Source organism: Nonomuraea sp. B5E05, from assembly GCF_039880665.1.
Classification (GTDB): Bacteria; Actinomycetota; Actinomycetes; order Streptosporangiales; family Streptosporangiaceae; genus Nonomuraea.
On the sequence record NZ_JBDPMJ010000041.1, the window covers coordinates 20,101 to 42,581 of the forward strand.

Here is a 22,481-nt window from a genome sequence, read left to right on the forward strand (position 1 = left end):
GTGGCCTGATCATTGGGGGGCTGCCTTTCCGAAATACTTCGTCCGGAGGACGCGCGAGCCCTTCGGGGCGGCGAACGCCTGCGCGCGGCCGAATCCGGCTGGTGCACCGCGCACGACGGTCAGCGCGCGGTAGTAGTCGACGTAGGGGAAGCCGTAGGTCTCGCCCCTGGCGTAGGCGTAGCCGGTGATGGCCTGCGACCAGATCTCGTACGCCTCCTCGCTCAGCTCGACGAACACGTCGGGGGCGTAACCCTCGGCGTCCTCCCAGTTGTCGGCGTAGTAGAGCTCGCTCGCCCAGTAGGCGGGCTGCTCCCGTTCGAGGGTCTTCAGCCCGCCGTAGAAGCGGGCGTCCTCGACGATGCGGTGGGTGCGAGCGTGATCCTTGTGGATGGACGCGCTCCAATGGGTCAGGATGACGTCCGGACGCAGCTCCCTGATCTGGTCGCCGACGCGCATCTTGACCTCGTCGTCCTCGGGCAGCAGGCCGTCCTCGTAGTCGAGGAAGCGCACGCCGGCGCCGATCCGCTCGGCGAACGTCTCGGCCTCCTCGCGCTTCTGCTTGGCGTAGTCGGCCACGGACATGCGGGGATGGCCGCGCTCGCCGAGCGTCAGGTGCAGCAGCGTCGCGCGGTCGCCGCGCAGGACGTGCTGGGCGAGCACGGCGCCCGCGGTCAGGTCGAGGTCGCCCGCGTGGGCGCCGATGGCCAGAACGTGCGTCATGCTTCTCGCCTCATCACATGGAACCGCCTGGTGATCTCGTAACCGGCCTTGGTGTAGAGGTGGCCGGCGGGGCTGGTCTCGCCGGTCCACAGGAACCACGACGAGTGGAGCCCTTCGGCCCGCATCATCGTCATGGTGAGATGGAGCAGGATCTTGCCGAGGCCGGTGCCGCGCTGCCCCGGGTCGACGCCGAAGGGGCCGAACCGCTCGGGGATGCCGCGGTAGGCCGCGTAGAGGGCGAAGCCCACGATGTCGTCTTTTTTCGCGATGACGATGCGTTCGGGGTCGCGGTGGTGGCGGATCGCCTCGCCCCAGTCGGGGTTGAAGGCGTCGGCCGCGAACCGGATCAGCTCCGGCAGCTCGCCCACGGCAGGATTGCGGAAGACGTACCCCTCGCTCTCGCGCCTGGCGCGCAGCTCGTGCACGTCCTCCGGCGTCACGTAGCCGACGAGCGTGCGGTCCATCGCGACCGGCGAGTACAACGTACGGAAGCCCAGCGACTCCAGCAGCCGGAAGCCGGCGGGGTAGAGCTCCGGGTCGGCGCCCGGCAGCACGTAGTTCGGCGTATAGGACGAAAAATCCACCCTCGTCCGACCGACGCCCTCCAGGAACGCCAGCGCCTCCCCCACCAGCCGCCGCCCCAGCCCGCCGCCGCGGTGCTCCGGTGCGACGAAGAAGAACGGGATCCAGCCGGTCTCCGGCTCCAGATCGGTGCCAGGGGCCAGGGGTGTCAGCCTGCGGACGGCGTACGCGCAGCCCGCCACCCGCCCGTCCACCACAGCCACCCGCAGGCCCTCGGGGTCGAAGTTCGGGTCGAGCAGCACGCAGTCGCGCAACCATCCGGAGGTGGTGGGATCTCCTGGCATGCTCCTGTTCCAGGCGTCCACCAGGGGGCGTTCGTCGCCGGGCGCGAACGCGCGGACAGTCACCATGGGGGTCCTTTCACGCTGCTGCTGTCCCGCCACAGCTTTCCCAGTGTTAACCGCCCAGGTCAAGCGATGTAGGAAGAAATTTTCCATCTAGCAGTAAATGTGGAAAATTAGTTTCGCGTGCGGTATCTATGGATGGTTGCGCCTCCGCCCCGCTTGTCCAGGTTGCGTCCGCCCGGTCTGTCCCGCCCCTGGAAGCCCGCCCCGCGCTCCTGCGCCGGCTGCGCTCACCCTGCCCTGCAACCTGCGCGGACCCGACGGCTGCCTCGCGCTCGCGCCGGCCTCCGGTGCGACCGGAACGGCCGCACGGCGCGCCAGGCGCGCTGTGAGGAGTGCGTGCTGGAGGGGCGGTACCCCTCCAGCACGCTCCTCCGCCGGACGGGCAACCCCCTGTCCGCCCGGCGGGCTCGAACCCGCGCGATCAGCCCCGCGCGCCCGCGAAAGGGCGCCCCTGCCGCCGGCGCTTCCTCCGCGCAGCCGCTATTTCAGGCCCGCGAGGAACGTCTTGGCCAGCCGCGTCACGGCCGACTTGGCGGCGCCGGACTCGAAGACCGGCGCCTGGTAGTCGTCGGCCTCGACGATGCCGCCGCCGGCCGTCGTGCCCCTGAAGGTGAACTCGACCGTGCGCTCGCCGGCCAGGACCTTGATGAGCAACTCCCGCCGGGGTTCCTCGTCCTGCTCTCCAGGCGTGGTGGTCGAGGACACCACGGCGAACGCCTTCTCCCCGAGCCCTGAGAGCTCCTCCCTGGGCCCGTACGTGGTGTGGCTCACGCTGTTGCCGATGCCGCCCTTGGCGCGGTAACGGTCGTACTTCCTGGCATCACGATCGAACTGGAAGTCCGACCCGCTGCTGCCGTCGTTCCCCCAGTCGACGACGTGGATGCGCAGGCTTCCGCCCCTGGCGGTGTACTCCTGGCCCGGCTCGTGCTTCACCGCCTCCTGGATGGCCCAGGTGCAGGTGGTCTGCTTGATGCGCCCGTCGTTGTCGCCCACGGACGGCCCGGTGACGGCGGGGAAGAACGCCGACTGCACGTCCGCGACGCTGAGGATTCCGCAGGGCCCGCCGACCTTGACCTTCGAGGCGTCCTTGGCCATCTCCGCGGTGACGCGCTCGGCGACCTTGCCGGCCGCGGCGCGCACCTCGTCGCCCACGGGGTATTTGCGGCCGGTCCGGTTGCTGCCGCCGTACTCGACCTTGATCAGCCATGGCCCCTGCCGGACGTACACCTCGGCCGACAGGCCGCTGTGCCCGATCGAGCTCTGGCTGTACGACGCGTCACCGTACGCGAGCTTGAGGGTCTCGCCGAACGCCGAGCCCGAGGTCCTCCCGTCGACCCGCTTGCCGTCCCGGACGTTGACCCGCCGCTCGTGGGCCTTCCTGTCCTGCTCGAACTGGTCCTTGGCGTACTCGAGCGCGTTCTGGCTCTCGGTGCTCCTGGCCCGGACGGAGATGCTCAGGCTGCGATGCCCGATGACGCCGTCGCCGACGTCCATCTTGTTATTGCTCCACCCGCAGTTCGCCCGCTTGTCGCTTTCTGTGGCGGCCCCTGTGGACGCGTCCCTTCCGCCGTACTTGCCGTCGGTGACCAGGCTCTTGCGCAAGGCGTCCGGGATGGCGTCACAGAGCTGGGACCCGGTGATCGGCCGTAGTTTCACCACCTCGGCGGCCGCGGTCGCCGAGGGCGTCCGCACCAGTCGGGGCCGCTTGCCGGTGAGGTCGGGGGGCGGTCCCGGTCCGTCGCCGAACTGCTGGAGGAGCAGCCACCCTCCGGCCGCCCCGCCGATCAGGACGACGGCGAGCACCGCGACGATGGCGATCAGCGGCCCCTTCCCCCCACCGCCACGCCGCGGCGGCCGCCGCCCTCCAGGACCGCCCGGCCACCCCCCGGGCCCTCCGGGGCCGCCCCGACCCGGTCCACGCCCATCCGGACCACCCGGCCACGGCCCTCCGGGACCGCCCCGACCCGGCTCTGCGGGACCCATCGGCGGGAAACCGCCCACCTGCCCCGGCATCCCCCGCCCGCCGTGCCCCTGCGGCGGCCTGGCGGGGCCGTGCCCCGGGGACGGCGGGAATGGGGTGGACATCAGCAACCCTTCACAACAGACCGGCAGAACTTCGACTGGGTGGCCACGAGGGCCGGGAAACCGTGTCCAAGCGAGGGGCCCTGCCGTCCTTGGGGCGGCCAGGCATGCGTACGCCCCCGCGCTTGAACCGTGGCCGGTCCGAGCCTACGGACGGCCCGCACGCGGGAGTGTCAGGCGAACACCCGACAACCGATCACGGTTCGGTCGAGCCGGGAGCACCGCCGCGGCGGCGAGCCGCCGGGCGGCGGCCCTGGGCGCCGGCCTCGGTCGCCGGGTCGGCGAGCCGCCTGCACAGACGACAAAACGGCGGCGCCCATGAAGGACACCGCCGTCGTGCGAAACCGTGGGTGGAGCTATGGGGATTCGAACCCCAGACCTCCTCCATGCCATGGAGGCGCGCTACCAACTGCGCCATAGCCCCTGATCACCGCTCCGAGCCCACCCGTTGCGGCGCTCGGAGAGCATATAGCCATCCGCGCTGATTCTCCTAATCGCGCCGGAACACCGGAGGAAGGCCGTACGGCCCCCGAGCCGTACGGGCCTGCCGGACCTCAGGCCTCGGCGTCCGGCCGGTCGTCACTGTTGACGGGCTCCGGCAGGGTGCCGGCGTTGTGCTCGAGCAGCCGCCATCCCTTGCGCCCTTCCTGCAACACGGACCAGGAGCAGTTGCCCAGCCCGCCGAGCGCCGGCCACAGCTCCTCCGGCAGCCCGAGCAACTCGCAGATCCCGAGCCGCAGCGCGGCCCCGTGCGAGGCCACGACGAGCAGCCCGTCGTCGTCGATGCGGCCGGCCCACTTGCGCATGGCGGCCGCCACCCGGGCGGCCACGTCACCGACGGGTTCTCCGTCCGGCGCCTCCCAGGCCGCGTATTCGTCGGGCCAGCGCGCGGCGATCTCCTCGCGCGTCAGCCCTTCCCATTGACCCCCGCCGCGCTCGCGGAAGTCCTTGTCGACCGCCACGTCGAGCCCGACGACCCGCCCGAGCGCCAGCGCGGTGTCGTTGGCCCGCTGGAGGTCGGAGGAGACGATCAGGGTCGGACGCAGCGATGCCAGCAGCGACGCGGCCCTGGCCGCCTGCGCCATGCCGGTCTCGTCGAGAGGGATGTCGGAGTGGCCCTGGAAGCGCCGCTCAACGTTCCACAACGTCTGCCCGTGACGCAGACACACGATCCTTTTACTCAACTGCGGGCCCGCTGCAGATTGGCCTGCATGACGCTCTCCGGCAGCGCGATGGCCGGGCAGTCCTTCCAGAGGCGCTCGAGCGCGTAGAACGTACGGTCTTCCTCGTGCTGGACGTGCACGACGATGTCGATGTAGTCGAGCAGCACCCAGCGGCCCTCGCGCTCGCCCTCTCGGCGCACGGGCTTGGCGTCGGCCTCGGTGCGCAGCCGCTCTTCGATCTCGTCGACGATGGCGCGTACCTGACGGTCGTTGGTGGCGGAGCAGAGCAGGAAGGCGTCGGTGATGACGAGCTGTTCGCTCACGTCGTATGCGAGGATGTCATCGGCCAGCTTGTCGGCCGCGGCCTCCGCGGCGATGCGCACGAGCTGGACGGATCTGTCAGATGCGGTCACGATGCGGGTCTGTCCTCCTGTGTCGGCAGCATGCCTTATGTTGAGCGTACCCTTCCGGGCCGAAACCCCTCACCCGCAGCGTGACGACCTTCAGCCGGTGGCGTGATAGAGCCCGCGCTTGTTGATGTACTGCACGATCCCGTCAGGCACCAGATACCAGATCGGTTCGCCCTTGGCGACGCGCTGCCGGCACTCCGACGACGAGATGGCCAGCGCGGGGATCTCCAGCAGCGTCACCTTGCCGTCGGGCAGGCCGGGGTCGTGCAGCGTGTGGCCGGGGCGCGTGCAGCCGACGAAGTGGGCCAGCTCGAACAACTCGCCGGCGTCCTGCCAGCCGAGGATGGCGCCGAGGGCGTCGGCGCCGGTGATGAAGAAGAGCTCGGTCTGCGGACCATAAACTACCGATACATCACGCAATGTGTCGATAGTGAAGGTAGGGCCGGGGCGATCCACGTCCACCCTGCTCACGGAGAAGCGGGGGTTCGACGCCGTCGCGATGACCGTCATCAGATAGCGGTCCTCCGCCGCCGAGACCTCACGCTCGGACTTCTGGTACGGCCGTCCGGTCGGTACGAAGACGACCTCGTCGAGATGGAAATGGTGGGCCGCTTCGCTGGCCGCGACAAGGTGCCCATGATGGATGGGATCGAACGTCCCACCCATCACACCCACTCGCCGCTTCCCCTGGACACCAGGCGCGTTCATCATGAAACGGACCTTACGCGGACGTCCTATGACAACATGATGGCACCCCCCTGAGTGATGTCCGCGCATCGCTTCCCCTGCGGACGTAGCATGCCGGGCATGACGACCACCCCGGACCGCAACCGCGTCCAACTGCCCGGCATATCGTCCCGAGCCTACGAACACCCCGCAGACCGGTCCGCCCTGGTCGCTCTGCGTAAGTTGAGTGGGTTCGACACAGTTCTCAAGCAGATGTCCGGCCTCGTCAGCGAGCGCCGGTTGCGCCTGATGTACCTCGCGTCGGCCGTACGCGTGAGCGAGACCCAGTTCCGCGCGCTCTACGACATGGGCCGCGACGCCGCCTACACCCTCGACCTGCACCGGATCCCCGAGATCTACGTCCAGCAGGACCCGCAGGTCCAGGCCAAGGCCATCGGCTTCGACGACCCGTTCATCGTCGTGACCACCGGTCTGCTCAACCTCATGAACGAGGAGGAGCAGCGCTTCGTCATCGGCCACGAGACCTCGCACATCCTGTCGGGGCACGCGGTCTACCGGACGATGCTCGACATTCTCACCCGCCTCGCCACCCGCGTCGCCTGGATCCCGCTCGGCTACATCGGCCTGCGCGCGATCGTCGCGGGCCTGGAGGAGTGGTACCGCAAGTCCGAGCTGTCCTCCGACCGCGGCGGCCTGCTCACGGGGCAGAACCCCGAGGCGGCCAAGCGCGCGCTGATGAAGCTCGCCGGCGGCGACTACACCCACGAGATGAACATCGAGGCGTTCCTGGCCCAATACCAGGAATACGACACCGCGGGCGACCTTCGCGACGGCTTCCTCAAGGTGCTCAACCTGCTCGGCACCACCCACCCGTTCGCGGTGGTGCGCGTGGCGGAGCTGGACAAGTGGCAGCGCAGCGGCGAATACGACCGGATCATCGGCGGCGACTACCCGCGCAGGGAAGACGACGCCAACGCCCGGGTGACCGACGAGATGAAGGCCGCGGCCGAGTCCTACCGCGCCTCATGGCAGCAGTCGCAGGACCCGTTCATCGGCGTCCTGCGCGATGTGGCCGAGGGCGCCGTCAACGCGGGCGAGCGCATCTTCAACCGCTTCTCCCGCCGCGACGGCGGCCAGGGCTGACGGGAGCGCCGCACGCGGCCGATCAGCGTGATCGACCGCGTGATCCGCCGCGCACGGCGACGGCGGATCAGAGCAGCAGGGCGATGGCGCGCACGGCGGCCGCGCACAGGGCGACAAACCCGCCCAGCACGGCCAGTGCGCGCAGCCCTTCCCTGCGCAGATCGGGCAGGCGCTGGCCGATGCGCTCGATCTCGCGCCCGGTGAAGCCACCGCACAACATCCCGAACACCACGCCGGCCACGGTCACCGGCGCCGGCTGCTGCCACCAGTCAGCGTCGATCTCGCCCCCGCCGGTCGCCCAGAGCGCCCCGCCCGACGCCACCGCGACGGGCACGCCGGGCCACACGGCGGCCGTCGTCGCCGCCGCCGCGAGCGCGAGCGGGAAGAGCAGCACGCGAAGGACCACGCGCGTGGCCCGTGAGCTGCGGTGCCTGACCAGCCAGTGGCTCATCCAGAGGGTCCTGGTCAGCACCACGAGCACCGTCGTGATGGCGATGGAGGCGATCGGCCAGATCACCGAGGTCACCACGCACGGCACGGCCAGCGCGGCGAGCAACAGCAGGGCGCCGTTGCCCGCTGGCAGCGTGGTGGACGATTCGGAGCGCAGGCCCTTCTTCCGCTTGTCCTGCGGTTTGGTCACGGCCCTCGCGCGTACGGCCGCCGCCGTCCGCTGACGTGGCGCGGTCACCTTGGCGCGCGGCCCCGTGACCTTGCCGTCGACGCTCGCGCGGCTCCGCGGCGCGGGCACCTTACCCTCGGCCTGAACACGGCTCCGCGCCGCGGCAACCCCGTCCGTGCGGTTCCGTGCCGCGGCTCCGTCCGTGCCCGCCCTGTTCCGGGCGGCCCCGTCCGTACTCGCCCTGTTCCGGGCGGCCCCGTCCGTACTCGCCCTGTTCCGGGCGGCCCCGTCCGTGCCCGCCCGGCTCCGGGCGGATCCCTCCGTACCCGCCCTGTTCCGGGCGGCCCCGTCCGCGCCTGCCCGGCTCCGCGCCGCGGCCCCGTCCGTGCCCGCGCGGCCACGAACGGCGGCTCCGTCAGCCCCTGACCGGCCGCGCGCGGCCGAACCGTCCGGGTTCGCGCGGTTGCGCGCGGCTGGACCGTCCGTGGCCGCCCGGCTCCGGACCGCCGCGCCGTCCGCGTTGTCACGGCTGCGCGCCGCCACGCCCTTGCCGTCGGCAGTCGTACGGCCGCGTGGAGCGGGCACCTTGCCGTCCACACCCGTGCCACCGGCCCGTCCGCGCGCCGAGTCCTCCGTCGTGCGGCTGCGTACGGCCGTGCCCTTGCCGGCCTCCTCGGCCGCCTCGACGGCCCGTCCACCGGTCGCCGCGGGCTCGGGATCGGCCCCGCTCGCCGCCCTGGCCAGCCGCGACAGCCGATCGGCCAGCAACGCCGCCGTGGGCCGCTTGCCCGGCTCCCTGTTGAGCGCCGCCCGCAGCAGGGGCAGCAGTTGCACGGGCACGCCCTTGAGGTCGGCCTGCCCGTTCAGCACCGCGTACATCTGCGCCTCGGCCGTGCCCCGCCCGAACGTCGGCCGCCCGGTCGCCGCGAACGCCACCGTGGCCGCCCACGCGTGCACGTCGGCGGGCGAGTCGACGTGCTCGTCGGCGAAGATCTCGGGCGCGGTGTAGCCGGGCGTGCCGAGGAACGTGCCCGTCATGGTGAGCCGGGTCGCGTCGAGCACCTGGGCGATGCCGAAGTCGATCAGGACCGGCCCGCCGGCGCCCATGATGATGTTGCCCGGCTTGAGGTCTCGGTGGACGACTCCGGCCGCGTGGATGATCGCCAGCGCCGCCGCGATGCCCTGGGCGAGGTCGACCAGGTCGGCGTCGTCGAGCGGGCCCTTCTGCCGTACACGATCGAGCAGCGTGGCGCCCTCGATGTGCTCCATGACCAGGTAGGGGCGAGCGCAGCCCAGGTCAGCGTCGAGGACCTTGGCGACGTAGGGGCTCTCGACCCTGCGCAGCGCGCGGACCTCGCGCTCCAGCCTGATGCGCGAGGTCTCGTCCTCGGCAAGGTCGTGCAGGACCTTCAGTGCGACGTGCTCGCCGCGACGGGACGAGGCGAGATAGACCTCTCCCATGCCGCCGCGGCCGAGCCGCTCGACCAGGGTGTACGGCCCCACCTTGCCGAGCTTGCTCACCGTCCCTCCCCGCCCGGCGCGCCCATAAGGGACACAACCCTAGCGCCGTGACGCGAGTCACCGCGTGAGGCACGCCGAAGGTTAATGGCGCCCGTGAGTGGCCGGCCCGCCGGACAACATGCTGTCGAGCTCGGCTGTGGGCGCCTCGGACAGCCGCCTGCGATTGTTCCTGCGCCAGTTGACCCGGCCACGGCTCTCCAGCCGGAGCAGCAGCCGGTCGGCGCCGAACAACACCGCGGCCATGAGGGCGAGGGCGACGACAATTTCCATGCCCCCAGTCAAACCGCGTCGTCAGGCGCCGGCCATGCCGACACGCCGGTTAACCGGCCACCACCGTGCCCTCCGACGTGCGCAAATGCCCCTCACCGGTGTAGATCCACTTGGTGGACGTCAGCTCGGGCAACCCCATCGGGCCGCGCGCGTGCAGCTTCTGTGTGGAGATGCCGATCTCCGCCCCGAAGCCGAACTCGCCCCCGTCGGTGAACCTCGTCGAGGCGTTGACCGCCACGGCCGCCGAGTCGACCAGCGCGACGAACCTGCGGGCGGCCCCCTGCGACCTGGTGACGATGGCGTCGGTGTGGCCGGAGCCGTAGCGCCTGATGTGGGCCACCGCCTCCTCCAGCGAGCCGACGACGGCGGCGGCGATGTCGAGCGAGAGGTATTCGGCGCGGAAGTCGTCATCCGTGGCCGGCACGACCTCGCCGTAGGCGGCGATCCTCGCGTCGCCGTGGACGGTCACGCCCGCCTCGGCCAGCGCCCGCAGCGCCTTGGGCACGAACGCGTCGGCCACGTCGGCGTGCACCAGGAACGTCTCCGCCGCGTTGCACACCGAGGGCCGTTGCGCCTTGGCGTTGACCAGGATCTTCACGGCCAGGTCGACGTCGGCGTCGGCGTCGACGTAGACGGTGCAGTTGCCGACGCCGGTCTCGATCACCGGGACGGTGGACTCCTCGACCACCGAGTTGATCAGCGACGCTCCGCCGCGCGGGATCAGCACGTCGACCAGGCCGCGGGCGCGCATGAGCTCCTTGACCGAGTCGCGCGTCAGCCCGGGGACGAGCTGCACGGCCCCGGCCGGGACCTCGGTGCCGGCCAGGGCGTCCTGCATGACCCGCACCAGGGCGGCGTTGGAGGAGTGAGCGCTGGACGAGCCCCTGAGCAGCACCGCGTTGCCGCTCTTGAGACAGAGGGCGGCGGCGTCGACGGTGACGTTGGGCCGGCCCTCGTAGATGATGCCGATCACCCCCAGCGGCACCCTGAGCTGGCGCAGCTCGAGCCCGTTGGGCAGCGTGGCGCCGCGCATGACCTCGCCGACCGGGTCGGGCAGATCGGCGACCTGGCGCACGGCCTCGGCGATGGCCGCGACCCTGGCCTCGTCGAGCCGCAGCCGGTCGATCATCGCCTCGGCGGTGCCCTGGGACCTGGCCTGCTCGACGTCCTTGGCGTTGGCCTCGACGATCGGCACCGCGTGCGCGACCAGCGCATCGGCGATGGCGCGCAGCGCCCGGTCCTTCGGCGCCCGAGGCAGCGGGGCCAGCTCGGCGGCGGCCTCTCGCGCCGCGTGGGCGACCTTCAGGAACTCTGTGCTCATGGCTACGCTCCGCTCCGCTGCCCGGGGCGCCCGGCGCCCCGGCCGTCCTTCGTCACCGGGGCCCGTCGGTCGGGCATCCGGCTCTCAACTGTGGGCTTCCAGTATGACGATGTCGTCACGGTGGATCAGCTCGCGCTCATATTCCGGACCCAGCGTGCTCGCCAGCTCCCACGTGGAGCGCCCGAGCAGGCCGGGGATCTCGGCGGCGTCGAAGTTGACCAGGCCGCGTGCCACCACGAGGCCTTTCGGTTCGCACAGGTCGACGGGGTCGCCGGCGGCGAACTCGCCCTCCACCGACGTCACCCCTGCCGGCAGCAGCGACTTGCGCCGGCCCACGATGGCGTCGACCGCGCCCTGGTCGAGGTGGAGCCGGCCGCGCCCGGTGGTGGCGTGCGCGAGCCACAGCAGGCGCGTGCCGGGGTGGCGCCCGCCGGGGTGGAAGTAGGTGCCGACGTCCGCTCCGCCCAGCGCCTGGGCCGCGTGAGCGGCCGCCGTGAGCACCACGGGCACGCCGGCCCCGGTGGCGATCCTGGCCGCCTGCACCTTGGTCACCATGCCGCCGGTGCCCACGGCCGCGCCGTTCCTGCCGAGCTCGACCCCGATCAGGTCGCCGGCGCCGCGGATCTCCGTCAGCCGGCGCGAGCCGCTGCGGCTCGGCGGGCCGTCGTAGAGCGCGTCGACGTCCGACAGCAGCACCAGGGCGTCGGCGCGGATCAGGTGCGACACCAGCGCCGCCAGCCGGTCGTTGTCGCCGAAGCGGATCTCGTCGGTGGCCACCGTGTCGTTCTCGTTGACGATGGGCACGATGCCCAGCTCGAGCAGCCGGTTGAGAGTGCGCTGGGCGTTGGCGTGGTGGGCGCGGCGCATCATGTCGTCGGCGGTCAGCAGCACCTGGCCGACGCGCAGGGAGTAGCGGGCGAAGGAGGAGGTGTAGCGGGCGACGAGCACACCCTGCCCGACGGACGCGGCCGCCTGCTGGGTGGCCAGATCACGTGGTCGCGCGGTCAGCCCCAGCGGGCCGAGGCCCGCCGCGATCGCTCCCGAGGAGACCAGGACGATCTGCGTTCCGGCCAGGCCCCGCGCCGCCAGCACGTCCACCAGCGCGTCGACCCGGTCGACGTCGATCATGCCCTGAGGGGTGGTGAGCGAGGAGGAGCCGACCTTGACAACGACCTTGGACGCCGAACTGAGCTGTTCCCGCACATCTGGCAGCTTATCGGCTGCTGGAAAGTGCGACGCGCCCGGCCGCCGCGCGCATGGCGGCGGTGACCTCCTCCGGCGTGTCACCCCGGCGCAGCGCGTACGCGGCGGCCGAGGTCACCGCCCCCATCATCGCCCCCACCAGCGCCCCGACGGCCACGACGTCGCCTTCCTCCGGATAGCTCCGGCGCAGCGCGTCGACGATGCGCCGCTGCGCATCCAGCAGCCGCCGCAGCATCCAGGCCTGCAGGTCGGGGACGGTCAGCATCAGCTCCACCCGGACGTCGGCCATCCCGGTGGCCAGGTCGGAGCCGGCGACCTCGCTGATCATGCGCTCGACCGCCGTGGCGAGCACGTCGGGCAGCGACTCGTCCGCCCCCCGCCCCTCGATGATCCGTACGGCCAGCTCGACCCGCATGCCGGCGTCGGCCAGGACGACGTCCTCCTTGGTGGGGAAGTGCAGGAAGAACGTCCTGGTCGACACGTCGGCCGCGGCCGCGATCTGGGCGACGGTCGTCGCCTCGTAGCCCTGCCGCCGAAACAGCTCCACCGCCGCCGCGATCAGCGTCTCGCGCGTACGCCGCTTCTTCCGCTCCCTCATCCCCTCCGCCATGAAGCTCACATTACTACATTGACTGCATCTATTCATTCGATGTAGTAATTGTCCATGGGAATCCGTACTTACGTCGTCACCGGCGCCGCGTCGGGCATCGGCGCCGCCACCGCAGACCACCTGGAGAAGGGCGGCGACCGGGTGATCCGCTGCGACGTGCGCGACGCCGACGTGACCGCCGACCTGACCACCCCGGAGGGCCGCGAACGGCTCGCCTCAGAGGTGGCGGAGGCCTCGGACGGCCGGGTCGACGGCCTGATCGCCGTAGCCGGCAGCGCCGTCCCGTCGCCGCTCACCGCGCGGCTCAACTTCTTCGGCACGATCGCGACTTTGGAGCGCCTCCGGCCCCTTCTGGCCGGATCGGACCAGCCCAGGGCGGTCGCCGTCTCCTCGCTGAGCGCGATCGTGGCCGCCGACGACACCATCGTCGACGCGTGCCTGTCCATGGACGAGGAGGCAGCCGTGACAGCCGTCACGACCGCCGTCGAGGCCGGCCGGGGCCGCATCGTCTACCCGTCCACCAAGCTGGCGCTCAACCGCTGGCTCCGCCGGGCCGCCGTCAGCCCTGCCTGGGCGGAGGCCGGCATTCCGCTCAACGCGGTCGCACCTGGTGTGGTGGACACGGAGACGGCGAGAACGATGTTCCTGGACGATCCGGCCACCCGCGCGCTCGTGTCCTCGATGATGCCCCAGCCCCTCGGATTCCCCGGGCCCGTCTCCGCGATCGTGTCCCTGCTCGCCTGGACGGTCAGCCCGGACAACGCCTTCATGACCGGCCAGATCCTCTACGCCGACGGCGGCGCCGAAGCCACCCTCCGCCCCTGACCGGGCAGGCCGGCGTCGAGCCGCCCCTCCGCAAGCCCTCGTCCTGACCGTGCGCAGGCCGTACACCATCACGCCGTGCCCCCGGCGGAGACGCTCGGAGCCAGGCACAAGCCCGCCTGCACGGGGATCACCGCCACCCGTCACCCTGATCCGCCACGGGACCCCCCGGCACCTGACACGGACCAGGCTCGCCCGCGCACGAGCGTCCCGAAGGCATCCGCCGCCACCGCCCCGCACGGGCACTCGCCCGGCAGGGACGGGACGGGCGCCCCAGGAGAAGGCCTACCCGAGGCGGCTGTCGGAGCCCCTCGGACCTTGCCGTATCGACTCGGCGTGGAGCGTCGGCTGCCAGTCGAAGACGTAGCCGCCCTCCATGGGCCCGATGACCACCTCGACCCCCGCGCGGGCGCCGGCCTTCGCCAGCTCCTCCTCCACCCCGAGCCGTTCGAGCCGGTCGGCGAGATAGCCCACGGCCTCGTCGTTGCTGAAGTCGGTCTGCCTGATCCACCGCTCCGGCTTCTCGCCGGTGACCTGGAACAGGTTGTCGTTGACCCGCCGCACCCGGAAGCCGGCGTCCCCGAGTTGCCTGGGCCGGATCACCAGCCGCGTGGGCTCCTCGACCGGCTTGGCGGCCCTGGCGGCGGCCACCCACTCGCCCATGGCGTACGTGAGCTCGCGCAGCCCGTCATGCGTGGCGGCCGAGATCGTGAAGACCTTCAGTCCTCGCGCCTCGAAGTCCGGGGTGACCATCTCGGCCAGTTCCCTGGCGTCGGGCACGTCGGCCTTGTTGAGGACGACCAGCCGCGGCCGGTCGTCGAGCTTGCCGTACGCCCGCAGCTCCGCTTCGATCACTTCGTAGTCGGTGATCGGATCGCGCCCCGGCTCCATGGTGGCGCAGTCGATGACGTGCACGAGCATGTCGCACCGCTCGACGTGGCGCAGGAACTCGTGCCCGAGCCCCTTGCCCTGCGACGCCCCGGGAATCAGCCCGGGCACGTCGGCGACGGTGAACACGGTGTCGCCGGCCGTCACCACGCCCAGGTTGGGGACGAGGGTGGTGAACGGGTAGTCGGCGATCTTGGGCTTGGCCGCGCTCAGCGCGGCGATCAGCGACGACTTCCCGGCGCTGGGGAAGCCGACCAGCGCCACGTCGGCGACGCTCTTGAGCTCCAGCATGACGTCGAGCTCGTCGCCGGGCTCGCCGAGCAGCGCGAACCCGGGAGCCTTGCGCCGGGTGGTGGCCAGCGCCGCGTTGCCGAGGCCGCCGTGCCCGCCCTGCGCGATCACGTAGCGAGTGCCGACCCCCACGAGGTCGACCAGCACCTCACCCGTGGCGCTGTCCCTCACCACGGTGCCGTTGGGCACGGGCAGGACCGCCTCGTCGCCGTTGGCGCCGTCGCGGTTGGACCCCTGCCCCTGCTTGCCGTTGCCGGCCTTGCGGTGCGGGCGGTAGTGGTAGTCGAGCAGGGTCGCGGTGTTGGGATCGACCTCGAGGACGACGTCGCCGCCCCGCCCGCCGTTGCCCCCGTCGGGGCCGCCGAGCGGCTTGAACTTCTCCCGGTGGATGGAGGCGCACCCGTTCCCCCCGTCACCGGCCTTGATGTGCAGGACCACCTGGTCCACGAAGTCCGGCATCAAGCACCCTCTCCATCACCCCGGCAGGGGCATCTCCACTACACGAACGAGCCCGGCGGCAGTCCTCACGCCGGGCGGTCGCCTGTTCAACAAGCGCGGGGCCGCAGAACATCCCCGAAAAACGCCAAGGGGTGGATCGACACTCGATCGATCCACCCCTTGGCTGCGAAACCCGGGAGGAAACTACTCCGTGACGGGAACGATGCTGACGGCCCGGCGCCCGCGCTTGACACCGAACTGCACGTGACCGGCGGCCAGCGCGAACAGCGTGTCGTCGCCGCCACGCCCCACGTTGTCGCCGGGGTGGAAGTGGGTGCCACGCTGGCGGACGATGATCTCGCCCGCATTGACCAGCTGGCCGCCGAAGCGCTTGACGCCCAGGCGCTGAGCGTTGGAGTCACGGCCGTTCCGGGTGGACGACGCGCCCTTCTTGTGTGCCATCTCTCAAACTCCCGATCAGGCCTGGTCGATGCCGGTGATCTTCACCTGGGTGTACCGCTGGCGGTGACCCTGGCGCTTCTTGTAACCGGTCTTGTTCTTGTACTTGAGAATGCGGATCTTGGGGCCCTTGGTCTCGCCGAGGATCTCGGCGTTGACCGTGAACTTGCCCGCCTCCGTGGTCACATCGCCGTCGTTGACGACGAGCACCGTCGGCAGCGAAACCGAAGAGCCGACCTCGCCGGCGACCTTGTCCACCTCGAGGACGTCACCGACGGAGACCTTCTGCTGCCTGCCGCCGCAACGAACGATCGCGTACACCGCGGAACCCTTCTACTGACTCACTGTTGCACTGCACTGAGACCCGGCCACCCCGCGCGGGGATGGCCGCTGACTCCGAATGCTGCGCCTGTCATTCGGCCTGTCAAAACCGACGAACCGAGTAAGCGCGCCAACAGGGCACGTCACCTGACGCACCGATTCACCAGGGTACCGGATTAACGGCGCCCTAGGCGAACCGGACGGAACGTCGGAAGTCTGCCGAAGTTACTCGGCTGACTTGGCTCGGCGGGAACGTCTCCGCCCCCTGCCAGAAGTCTGGCTGGCTTGGTCGTCCTCAGCGGGGACTTCTTCAAGCGCACCGGTCACAGTATCACGGTTGCCGGAGACCTTCGCCGCGGAAACCTTGTCGGAGACCGCCTTCTCGACGGCCATCTTGCCCTGCGTGCCGCGCGGTTCCGGCTTGGCCTCGACCGGCTCCGTGGAGATGATCAGGCCGCGCCCGTTGCAACAGTCGCAGACCGTCGAGAACGCCTCCAGCAGGCCCTGACCGACCCGCTTACGGGTCATCTGGACCAACCCCAGCGAGGTCACCTCGGCCACCTGGTGCTTGGTCCTGTCGCGGGCCAGGCACTCCAGCATGCGCCGCAACACCAGGTCGCGGTTGGACTCGAGCACCATGTCGATGAAGTCGATGACGATGATGCCGCCGATGTCGCGGAGCCTGAGCTGGCGGACGATCTCCTCGGCCGCCTCCAGGTTGTTGCGCGTGACGGTCTCCTCGAGGTTGCCGCCCTGGCCGGTGAACTTGCCGGTGTTGACGTCGACGACGGTCATCGCCTCGGTGCGGTCGATCACCAGGGAACCGCCGCTCGGCAGCCACACCTTGCGCTCCAGCGCCTTGGCGAGCTGCTCGTCGATCCGGTACGACTCGAACACGTCACCCTGGCCGGCGTCCCACTTCGACAGGCGCTCGCCCAGATGCGGCGCGACGTACTTCACGTACTCGTCGACGGTGTCCCAGGCGTCGTCGCCCTGCACGACCAGCGAGGTGAAGTCCTCGTTGAACACGTCACGCACGACCCTGATCGTCAGGTCGGGTTCTGCGGACAGCAGCTCGGGCGGGCTGGCCGACTTGGCCTTCTTCTGGATGTTCTCCCACTGCGCTGACAGGCGGGCCACGTCGCGGGCCAGCTCTTCCTCCGAGGCGCCCTCGGCGGCGGTGCGCACGATCACGCCGGCGTTCTCCGGCATGACCTTCTTCAGGATGCTCTTGAGCCGTGCGCGCTCCTTGTCGGGCAGCTTGCGGCTGATGCCGGTCATCGACCCGTCGGGAACGTACACAAGATAGCGGCCTGGCAGGCTGATCTGCGACGTGAGCCGCGCACCCTTGTGCCCGATCGGGTCCTTCGTGACCTGGACGAGCACCGACTGGCCCGACTTCAGCGCCGATTCGATGCGCTTCGGCTGGCCTTCGAGACCGGCCGTGTCGAAGTTCACCTCACCGGCGTACAGGACGGCGTTCCTGCCCTTGCCGATGTCCACGAACGCCGCCTCCATCGAGGGCAGCACGTTCTGGACCTTGCCGAGGTAGACGTTGCCGACGTAGGACTGGCTGGCCTCGCGGTTGACGTAGTGCTCGACGAGCACGCCGTCCTCCAGCACCGCGATCTGGGTGCGGTCGCCCTGCCTGCGCACCACCATCATCCGGTCGACGGACTCGCGGCGGGCCAGGAACTCCGACTCCGTGATGATCGGCGGGCGCCTGCGCCCGAGCTCGCGGCCCTCGCGGCGGCGCTGCTTCTTCGCCTCGAGCCTGGTCGAGCCGCGCACACTCTGCACGCCGTCAGTGGCGGTGTCGAGTCCGGCCGAACGTCCCGAGCGCGGCGCGCGGATGCGCACCACCGTGTTCGGGGGGTCGTCGCCGGCCGGCTCCACGCCCTCATCCGTGCCACGGCGCCGACGCCGGCGGCGGCGGCGCGAGCTGGAGCTCTCCTCTTCCTGGGTCTCCTCGCTCTGCCCCTCGTCGGAGTCCTCTTCCTGCTCGTCGGAGTCCTCGGACTCGTCACGCTCGCGGGACTTGCCACGGCCCCTGCCGCCGCGACGGCGGCGACGGCGACGGCCGCCGCCCTCGTCTTCCTGCTCGTCGGAGGTGTCGGTGTCGGGCTCGTCCTCGTTCGCGGTCTCGTCGACCGGCTCCTCGGCCTCCTCCGGCTCGGCGACCGGCTGCGGCGGCTCGGCCCGCCTGGTGACGGCGGGCTTGGCCTTGCTGGGGTCGGGCGCCTGGAACAACGGCGCGAAGATGGCAGCGGGCCGCTGGAACGCGGCGCCCGGCTCGTCCTGCCTGCGCGCGGTCAGCCCGAACGGGTCGGCGAGCAGGCTCGGACGGTCGACGTCCTCGTCGAGGTCCTCGCCCGCGGGCTCGTCGTCGAGCGGCTCGTCCTCGGGCAGGATCTCGATGATGTCCTCGTCGTCCCCCGTGCCGTCCCCCGTGCCGTCCTGCGTGCCGTCCTGCGCGCCGGCGGCCGCGAAAGGCGCCACGTCCGCGCCGGAGGGCGCCACCTCGACGTCCCCCCCGGAACGCTCGGCCCCGGAACGCTCGGCCCCGGATGCCGTGGCCGACGAGCCCTCGGTCGCCGTCCCCGCGCCGGCCCGTGCGTCCCTTGCCGGAACAGCCGTCCGCGCGCCGGCCTGCGAGACCTCGGCCTCGCCAGCCGCCACGGCGGCGACGTCAGCGGCCAGGTCCTCGGTGTCACGGCCGCCGGCGCCCTCGTCCGTGCCGAACGGGGCGGCGGCCTCGGCACCGCCTGTGGGCGCGCCCACAGCGGCCGCGCCACCGGCGGGTGTCGTCACGCCGTCCTGCTCTTCGGCGACCGCGCCGGACCCAGGCTCGGCCTTCTTGCGGGTCCTGCGCCGCTTCGCCGGGGCCTCCTCGGCGGACGCCGCGCTCTCGGGGAGCGCTCCCGCCTCTTCGGCCTGCGCCTCAGCGGCCTTCTTCGTGGTACGCCGGCGCGTCGTCGTGGCCGTGGACCGTGTCCGCGTGGCCCTCTTGGGCTTCTCCTCGGCCGCCGTCGCACCGGCACCTGTGCCTGCGTCAGCGGCACCGGCCGCGCTCATCCCTCCACCGTCGGCGTCGGGAGCTCCGGCAACCGTGCCACCGGCCGCGGCCTCAACGACCGTGCCGCCGGCACCTGCGGCCTCGCCAGTGTCGCCGGCGCTTCGAACCCCGCCGGCCGTGCCGCCGTTGCCCGGAACTCCGCCGGCCGTGTCAGCGCCACCGGCCGGGCCCGGCGCTCCAGCGGCCTGCTCGGCCGTGCCGGGACGATCGGCGGTCGTGGGCGCAGCCGTCGTGGTGGCGGCCTCCGCGAAGATCTCGGGTGCGGGCTCACCGGCGGCACGCTGCACGGCGTTGATCTGCACCGGCTGCACCTCAGCCACCGACGGCGCCGCCTGCGCGGCTGCGACGGTGACCGGAACGGAGGCCGGCTCGTCGGGCTCCGGCGGCGGACCCGCGGGCCTGCTGGCGGAACGGCGACGCTTGGTCACCTCGGGCTGTTCAATTGTCTCCCCGTCAGGGCCAGTGGCCCCGGCGTTGGGCTCGTTGTCGAGCATGCGGGCGCTCTCCCGTCAGCTCCCGGGCGCGTCGCCGCGCCGCGCAGGAGCCCTCGTGTCTCGTTGTCCGCCGGCTCCCCCGATGAGGGGGCGCCGGCGCCAAGTCCTGTCAACGGTCGTGCCCGGCTCGCGCAGGGCACTTCCTTAACCGGCGACGTGCTCACCCGCCGGTCCCGCCTCGCCGCCGCGCGTCGTGTCGCGGTCCAGGTCGAGCGGGTCGGCAAGCGCACCGGTGCTGGCGTCGAGCGGCCCCTGCGCCAGCCTGGTCACCTCGGGGGGAACCGGCGGCGCGAAGTCGGCCACAAGGCGCAGCCCTGTGAGCACATCGTCGGGTCGAACGGCAGGCGTCATGTGCCGAACAACCATGCGCAGTATGACACACGGCCGTCCATGCACCTGAGCTGCGGTTCTGTCTGTTCCCTCGGACACCACGAGCCTCAGGACGGCCTCCCGCGCGTCGAAGCGGCGGGGGCCCTTCTTGGTGAGGCGCTCGACGTCCACCGTGCTTGCCGCGAGAAACTTCTCCACCGCCACCTCGGCGAGCTCGCGGTCGGCACCGGGCAGCCGCACCTCCCAGTCGGAGACCTCCAAGCGGTCGGCCAGACCACCAGGCCCCGCCTCCACAACGTCGAGCACGTCGAGCCCGGGCGGCAACGACCCGTCGAGGCCGGATTTGACCTGCTCCGGAACGCACGGCGTGGTAACACCGATCTCGAGGTATTCGGCTTCGCTGGCGACGCCGGTCGGCGCCGCGCCCGCGTAGGAGATCTTCGGGTGAGGCGAGAAGCCCGCGCTGTAGGCCACCGGAATGCCGGCACGGCGGACCGCTCTTTCGACGGCCCGCGAGATGTCGCGGTGGCTGGTGAAGCGCAGGCGGCCGCGCTTGGCGTAACGCACACGCAGGCGCTGCACCGTGGGCGCGGGCGGAGGCCCTTCGGGAACAGGTTTCAGAGCTTGTCGTCCTTCCCTTGTAAGAGTTCCTTCCACTCAGGATAAGCCGCGCCGGCGTGTGTACGTGTACGCCGTGACACGGCTCGCCCACTGAGCGCGCTAGACCACCGTCAGAGGAAGGAGTTTTCGCCCGGTAGGGCCGATCTGAATTTCCGTCCCCATGGTGGGGCAGACTCCGCAGTCGTAGCACGGGGTCCAGCGGCAGTCTTCGACCTCACCGCCGGTAACGGCCTCCTGCCAGTCCTGCCAGAGCCATTCGCGGTCGAGCCCGGCGTCGAGATGGTCCCACGGGAGGACTTCGTTCTCTTCCCGCTCGCGCGTGGTGTACCAGGCGACGTCGACGCCGGCCTGCTCGGCCGCCGCCATCCAGCGCTCGTAGGAGAAGTGCTCGCTCCAGCCGTCGAACCTGCCGCCGCTCTCCCAGACGGCGCGGATCACGGCGCCCACGCGGCGGTCGCCGCGCGAGAGCAGGCCCTCGACGATCGAGGGTTTGCCGTCGTGATAGCGGAAGCCGATGGCCTTGCCGTACTGCTTGTCGCCCCTGAGCGAGTCGCGCAGCGCCTTGAGCCGCCGATCGACGGTCTCGTGGTCGGCCTGGGCGGCCCACTGGAACGGCGTGTGCGGCTTGGGCACGAAACCGCCGATGGAGACCGTGCACCGGATGTCCCGGCTGCCGGTGATGTCGCGACCCGCCTTGATGACCTTCTTGGCCAGGTCGGCGATGCCGAGCACGTCTTCGTCCTGCTCGGTGGGCAGCCCGCACATGAAGTAGAGCTTGACCTGCCGCCACCCCTGGGAGTAGGCCGTGGTGACGGTGCGGATCAGATCTTCCTCGGTGACCATTTTGTTGATCACCTTGCGCATGCGCTCGGAGCCGCCCTCGGGCGCGAACGTCAGGCCCGAGCGCCTGCCGTTCCTGGAGAACTCGTTGGCCAGATCGATGTTGAACGCGTCGACTCTGGTCGAGGGCAGCGACAGCGAGGTGTTGGTGCCTTCGTAGCGGTCGGCGAGGCCTTTGGCGACGTCGGCGATCTCGGAGTGGTCGGCCGACGACAACGACAGCAGGCCGACCTCGTTGAAGCCGGACTCCTTGACGCCGTTCTCGACCATGGCGCCGATCGTGGTGATCGAACGCTCGCGCACCGGCCGGGTGATCATGCCTGCCTGGCAGAACCGGCAACCGCGCGTGCAGCCGCGGAAGATCTCCACGCTGAACCGCTCGTGCACCGTCTCCGCCAGCGGAACCAGCGGCTTCTTCGGGTAGGGCCACTCGTCGAGATCCATCACGGTGTGCTTGTGCACCCGCCACGGCACGTCGGCCCTGTTGGGCGCGACCCGCTTGATGCGGCCGTCAGCGTGGTAGTCGACGTCGTAGAACTTGGGCACGTAGACGCCACCCGACTCGGCGAGCCGCATCAGCAGCTCGTCACGGCCGCCGGGGCGGCCCTCCGCCTTCCACTCGCGGACGACCTCGGAGATGGCGATGGAGATCTGCTCCCCGTCGCCGAGCACGGCCGCGTCGAGGAAGTCGGCGATCGGCTCCGGGTTGAAGGCCGCGTGGCCCCCCGCGAGCACGATCGGGTCGTCGTCGCCCCTGTCGGCCGCCGTCAGCGGGATGCCGGCCAGGTCGAGCGCGGTCAGCATGTTGGTGTAGCCGAGCTCTGTCGAGAACGACACCCCGAGCACGTCGAAGGCGCGCACCGGCCGGTGCGCGTCGACGGTGAACTGCGGGATGCCCTCGGCGCGCATGAGCGCCTCGAGGTCGGGCCAGACCGCGTAGGTGCGCTCGGCCAGCGTGCCCGGTAGCTCGTTGAGGATCTCGTAGAGGATCGCCACACCCTGGTTGGGCAGGCCCACCTCGTAGGCGTCGGGATACATCAACGCCCACCGCACCTCGGCGGAGTCCCAGTCCTTGACGGTCGAGTTGAGCTCGCCCCCGACATACTGGATCGGCTTCTGCACCTTCGGCAGCAACGCTTCCAGGCGGTGGAAAATCGACTCGACAGGCATACCGTCAAGGGTAGCGGCGATCTGAGGGTGAGAGGTCCGGGGCCCATGCGCCG

19 protein-coding genes and 1 tRNA gene are annotated in these 22,481 nt (G+C 71.0%); 2 read left to right on the forward strand and 18 right to left on the reverse strand.

The window, feature by feature from the left end:
• Window positions 1–9: 9 nt before the first annotated feature.
• The 7 genes from ABGB01_RS42020 to nadD form a co-directional block, all read right to left on the reverse strand.
• Entirely contained in the window at window positions 10–720 is a 711-nt protein-coding gene (locus ABGB01_RS42020) for a PIG-L family deacetylase (RefSeq protein ID WP_347617752.1), read from the reverse strand.
• The gene (locus tag ABGB01_RS42025; protein ID WP_347779581.1) at window positions 717–1,652 is read right to left on the reverse strand and encodes a GNAT family N-acetyltransferase; all 936 of its coding nucleotides are present in this window, start codon (window positions 1,650–1,652) and stop codon (window positions 717–719) included. The genes ABGB01_RS42020 and ABGB01_RS42025 overlap by 4 nt, the downstream gene beginning before the upstream one ends.
• Window positions 1,653–2,129: 477 nt before the next feature.
• The gene (locus tag ABGB01_RS42030) at window positions 2,130–3,452 is read right to left on the reverse strand and encodes a hypothetical protein (protein WP_347779583.1); all 1,323 of its coding nucleotides are present in this window, start codon (window positions 3,450–3,452) and stop codon (window positions 2,130–2,132) included.
• Between the two features lie 630 nt (window positions 3,453–4,082).
• Window positions 4,083–4,155, reverse strand: a tRNA-Ala gene (locus tag ABGB01_RS42035).
• 130 nt (window positions 4,156–4,285) lie between these two features.
• Complete coding sequence (locus tag ABGB01_RS42040) at window positions 4,286–4,915, reverse strand: histidine phosphatase family protein (RefSeq protein ID WP_347779584.1); 630 nt, start codon at window positions 4,913–4,915, stop codon at window positions 4,286–4,288.
• A complete protein-coding gene (gene rsfS / locus ABGB01_RS42045) occupies window positions 4,912–5,307 on the reverse strand; it encodes a ribosome silencing factor (RefSeq protein ID WP_347779586.1) in 396 nt (131 codons plus the stop codon). The genes ABGB01_RS42040 and rsfS overlap by 4 nt, the downstream gene beginning before the upstream one ends.
• Window positions 5,308–5,397: 90 nt before the next feature.
• Window positions 5,398–6,015: a nicotinate-nucleotide adenylyltransferase gene (gene nadD, locus ABGB01_RS42050; protein WP_347779588.1), complete on the reverse strand. Its 618-nt coding sequence runs from the start codon at window positions 6,013–6,015 to the stop codon at window positions 5,398–5,400.
• Between the two features lie 96 nt (window positions 6,016–6,111).
• Between nadD and ABGB01_RS42055 the strand changes: the two genes are divergently transcribed.
• The gene (locus tag ABGB01_RS42055; protein WP_347617747.1) at window positions 6,112–7,134 is read left to right on the forward strand and encodes a M48 family metallopeptidase; all 1,023 of its coding nucleotides are present in this window, start codon (window positions 6,112–6,114) and stop codon (window positions 7,132–7,134) included.
• Between the two features lie 67 nt (window positions 7,135–7,201).
• Here the strand turns inward: ABGB01_RS42055 and ABGB01_RS42060 are convergent, their stop codons facing one another.
• The 5 genes from ABGB01_RS42060 to ABGB01_RS42080 all read right to left on the reverse strand — a co-directional run bounded on the left by ABGB01_RS42060 (window position 7,202) and on the right by ABGB01_RS42080 (window position 12,678).
• Complete coding sequence (locus tag ABGB01_RS42060; protein ID WP_347779589.1) at window positions 7,202–9,274, reverse strand: protein kinase; 2,073 nt, start codon at window positions 9,272–9,274, stop codon at window positions 7,202–7,204.
• Between the two features lie 81 nt (window positions 9,275–9,355).
• Window positions 9,356–9,544 (reverse strand): hypothetical protein, encoded by a 189-nt coding sequence (locus ABGB01_RS42065; RefSeq protein ID WP_347779591.1) that lies wholly within the window; start codon window positions 9,542–9,544, stop codon window positions 9,356–9,358.
• 49 nt (window positions 9,545–9,593) lie between these two features.
• Window positions 9,594–10,865: a glutamate-5-semialdehyde dehydrogenase gene (locus ABGB01_RS42070; RefSeq protein ID WP_347779593.1), complete on the reverse strand. Its 1,272-nt coding sequence runs from the start codon at window positions 10,863–10,865 to the stop codon at window positions 9,594–9,596.
• An 84-nt stretch (window positions 10,866–10,949) separates the two neighbouring features.
• Complete coding sequence (proB, locus tag ABGB01_RS42075) at window positions 10,950–12,077, reverse strand: glutamate 5-kinase (RefSeq protein ID WP_347779611.1); 1,128 nt, start codon at window positions 12,075–12,077, stop codon at window positions 10,950–10,952.
• Between the two features lies 1 nt (window position 12,078).
• The gene (locus ABGB01_RS42080) at window positions 12,079–12,678 is read right to left on the reverse strand and encodes a helix-turn-helix domain-containing protein (protein WP_347779594.1); all 600 of its coding nucleotides are present in this window, start codon (window positions 12,676–12,678) and stop codon (window positions 12,079–12,081) included.
• A 54-nt stretch (window positions 12,679–12,732) separates the two neighbouring features.
• Here ABGB01_RS42080 and ABGB01_RS42085 point away from each other — a divergent pair, with 54 nt between their 5' ends.
• Entirely contained in the window at window positions 12,733–13,503 is a 771-nt protein-coding gene (locus ABGB01_RS42085; RefSeq protein WP_347779595.1) for an SDR family oxidoreductase, read from the forward strand.
• Window positions 13,504–13,785: 282 nt separating this feature from the next.
• Here ABGB01_RS42085 and obgE read toward each other — a convergent pair whose 3' ends face one another.
• The 6 genes from obgE to ABGB01_RS42115 all read right to left on the reverse strand — a co-directional run bounded on the left by obgE (window position 13,786) and on the right by ABGB01_RS42115 (window position 22,428).
• Complete coding sequence (obgE, locus tag ABGB01_RS42090; RefSeq protein ID WP_347779596.1) at window positions 13,786–15,138, reverse strand: GTPase ObgE; 1,353 nt, start codon at window positions 15,136–15,138, stop codon at window positions 13,786–13,788.
• Between the two features lie 183 nt (window positions 15,139–15,321).
• Window positions 15,322–15,579, reverse strand: coding sequence for a 50S ribosomal protein L27 (gene rpmA, locus ABGB01_RS42095; RefSeq protein ID WP_132516546.1), 258 nt, complete (start codon window positions 15,577–15,579; stop codon window positions 15,322–15,324).
• A gap of 15 nt (window positions 15,580–15,594) precedes the next feature.
• Window positions 15,595–15,897, reverse strand: a complete 303-nt coding sequence (gene rplU, locus ABGB01_RS42100; protein ID WP_132638318.1) for a 50S ribosomal protein L21 — start codon at window positions 15,895–15,897, stop codon at window positions 15,595–15,597.
• 225 nt (window positions 15,898–16,122) lie between these two features.
• Window positions 16,123–18,972, reverse strand: a complete 2,850-nt coding sequence (locus ABGB01_RS42105) for an Rne/Rng family ribonuclease (protein WP_347779613.1) — start codon at window positions 18,970–18,972, stop codon at window positions 16,123–16,125.
• Window positions 18,973–19,611: 639 nt separating this feature from the next.
• On the reverse strand, window positions 19,612–20,364 hold the full coding sequence (locus tag ABGB01_RS42110; RefSeq protein WP_347779598.1) for a TIGR03936 family radical SAM-associated protein: 753 nt from the start codon (window positions 20,362–20,364) through the stop codon (window positions 19,612–19,614).
• A 153-nt stretch (window positions 20,365–20,517) separates the two neighbouring features.
• Window positions 20,518–22,428 (reverse strand): TIGR03960 family B12-binding radical SAM protein, encoded by a 1,911-nt coding sequence (locus tag ABGB01_RS42115; protein WP_347779599.1) that lies wholly within the window; start codon window positions 22,426–22,428, stop codon window positions 20,518–20,520.
• Window positions 22,429–22,481 lie beyond the last annotated feature (53 nt).

Bases quoted from the DNA above. Each gene is read 5' to 3' on its own strand.
- ABGB01_RS42020 (WP_347617752.1), bottom strand. From the start codon at position 720: ATGACGCACGTTCTGGCCATCGGCGCCCACGCGGGCGACCTCGACCTG.
- ABGB01_RS42025 (WP_347779581.1), bottom strand. From the start codon at position 1,652: ATGGTGACTGTCCGCGCGTTCGCGCCCGGCGACGAACGCCCCCTGGTG.
- nadD (WP_347779588.1), bottom strand. From the start codon at position 6,015: ATGATGAACGCGCCTGGTGTCCAGGGGAAGCGGCGAGTGGGTGTGATG.
- ABGB01_RS42055 (WP_347617747.1), top strand. From the start codon at position 6,112: ATGACGACCACCCCGGACCGCAACCGCGTCCAACTGCCCGGCATATCG.
- ABGB01_RS42065 (WP_347779591.1), bottom strand. From the start codon at position 9,544: ATGGAAATTGTCGTCGCCCTCGCCCTCATGGCCGCGGTGTTGTTCGGC.
- ABGB01_RS42070 (WP_347779593.1), bottom strand. From the start codon at position 10,865: ATGAGCACAGAGTTCCTGAAGGTCGCCCACGCGGCGCGAGAGGCCGCC.
- ABGB01_RS42080 (WP_347779594.1), bottom strand. From the start codon at position 12,678: ATGGCGGAGGGGATGAGGGAGCGGAAGAAGCGGCGTACGCGCGAGACG.
- ABGB01_RS42085 (WP_347779595.1), top strand. From the start codon at position 12,733: ATGGGAATCCGTACTTACGTCGTCACCGGCGCCGCGTCGGGCATCGGC.
- obgE (WP_347779596.1), bottom strand. From the start codon at position 15,138: ATGCCGGACTTCGTGGACCAGGTGGTCCTGCACATCAAGGCCGGTGAC.
- rpmA (WP_132516546.1), bottom strand. From the start codon at position 15,579: ATGGCACACAAGAAGGGCGCGTCGTCCACCCGGAACGGCCGTGACTCC.
- ABGB01_RS42105 (WP_347779613.1), bottom strand. From the start codon at position 18,972: ATGAGCGCGGCCGGTGCCGCTGACGCAGGCACAGGTGCCGGTGCGACG.
- ABGB01_RS42115 (WP_347779599.1), bottom strand. From the start codon at position 22,428: ATGCCTGTCGAGTCGATTTTCCACCGCCTGGAAGCGTTGCTGCCGAAG.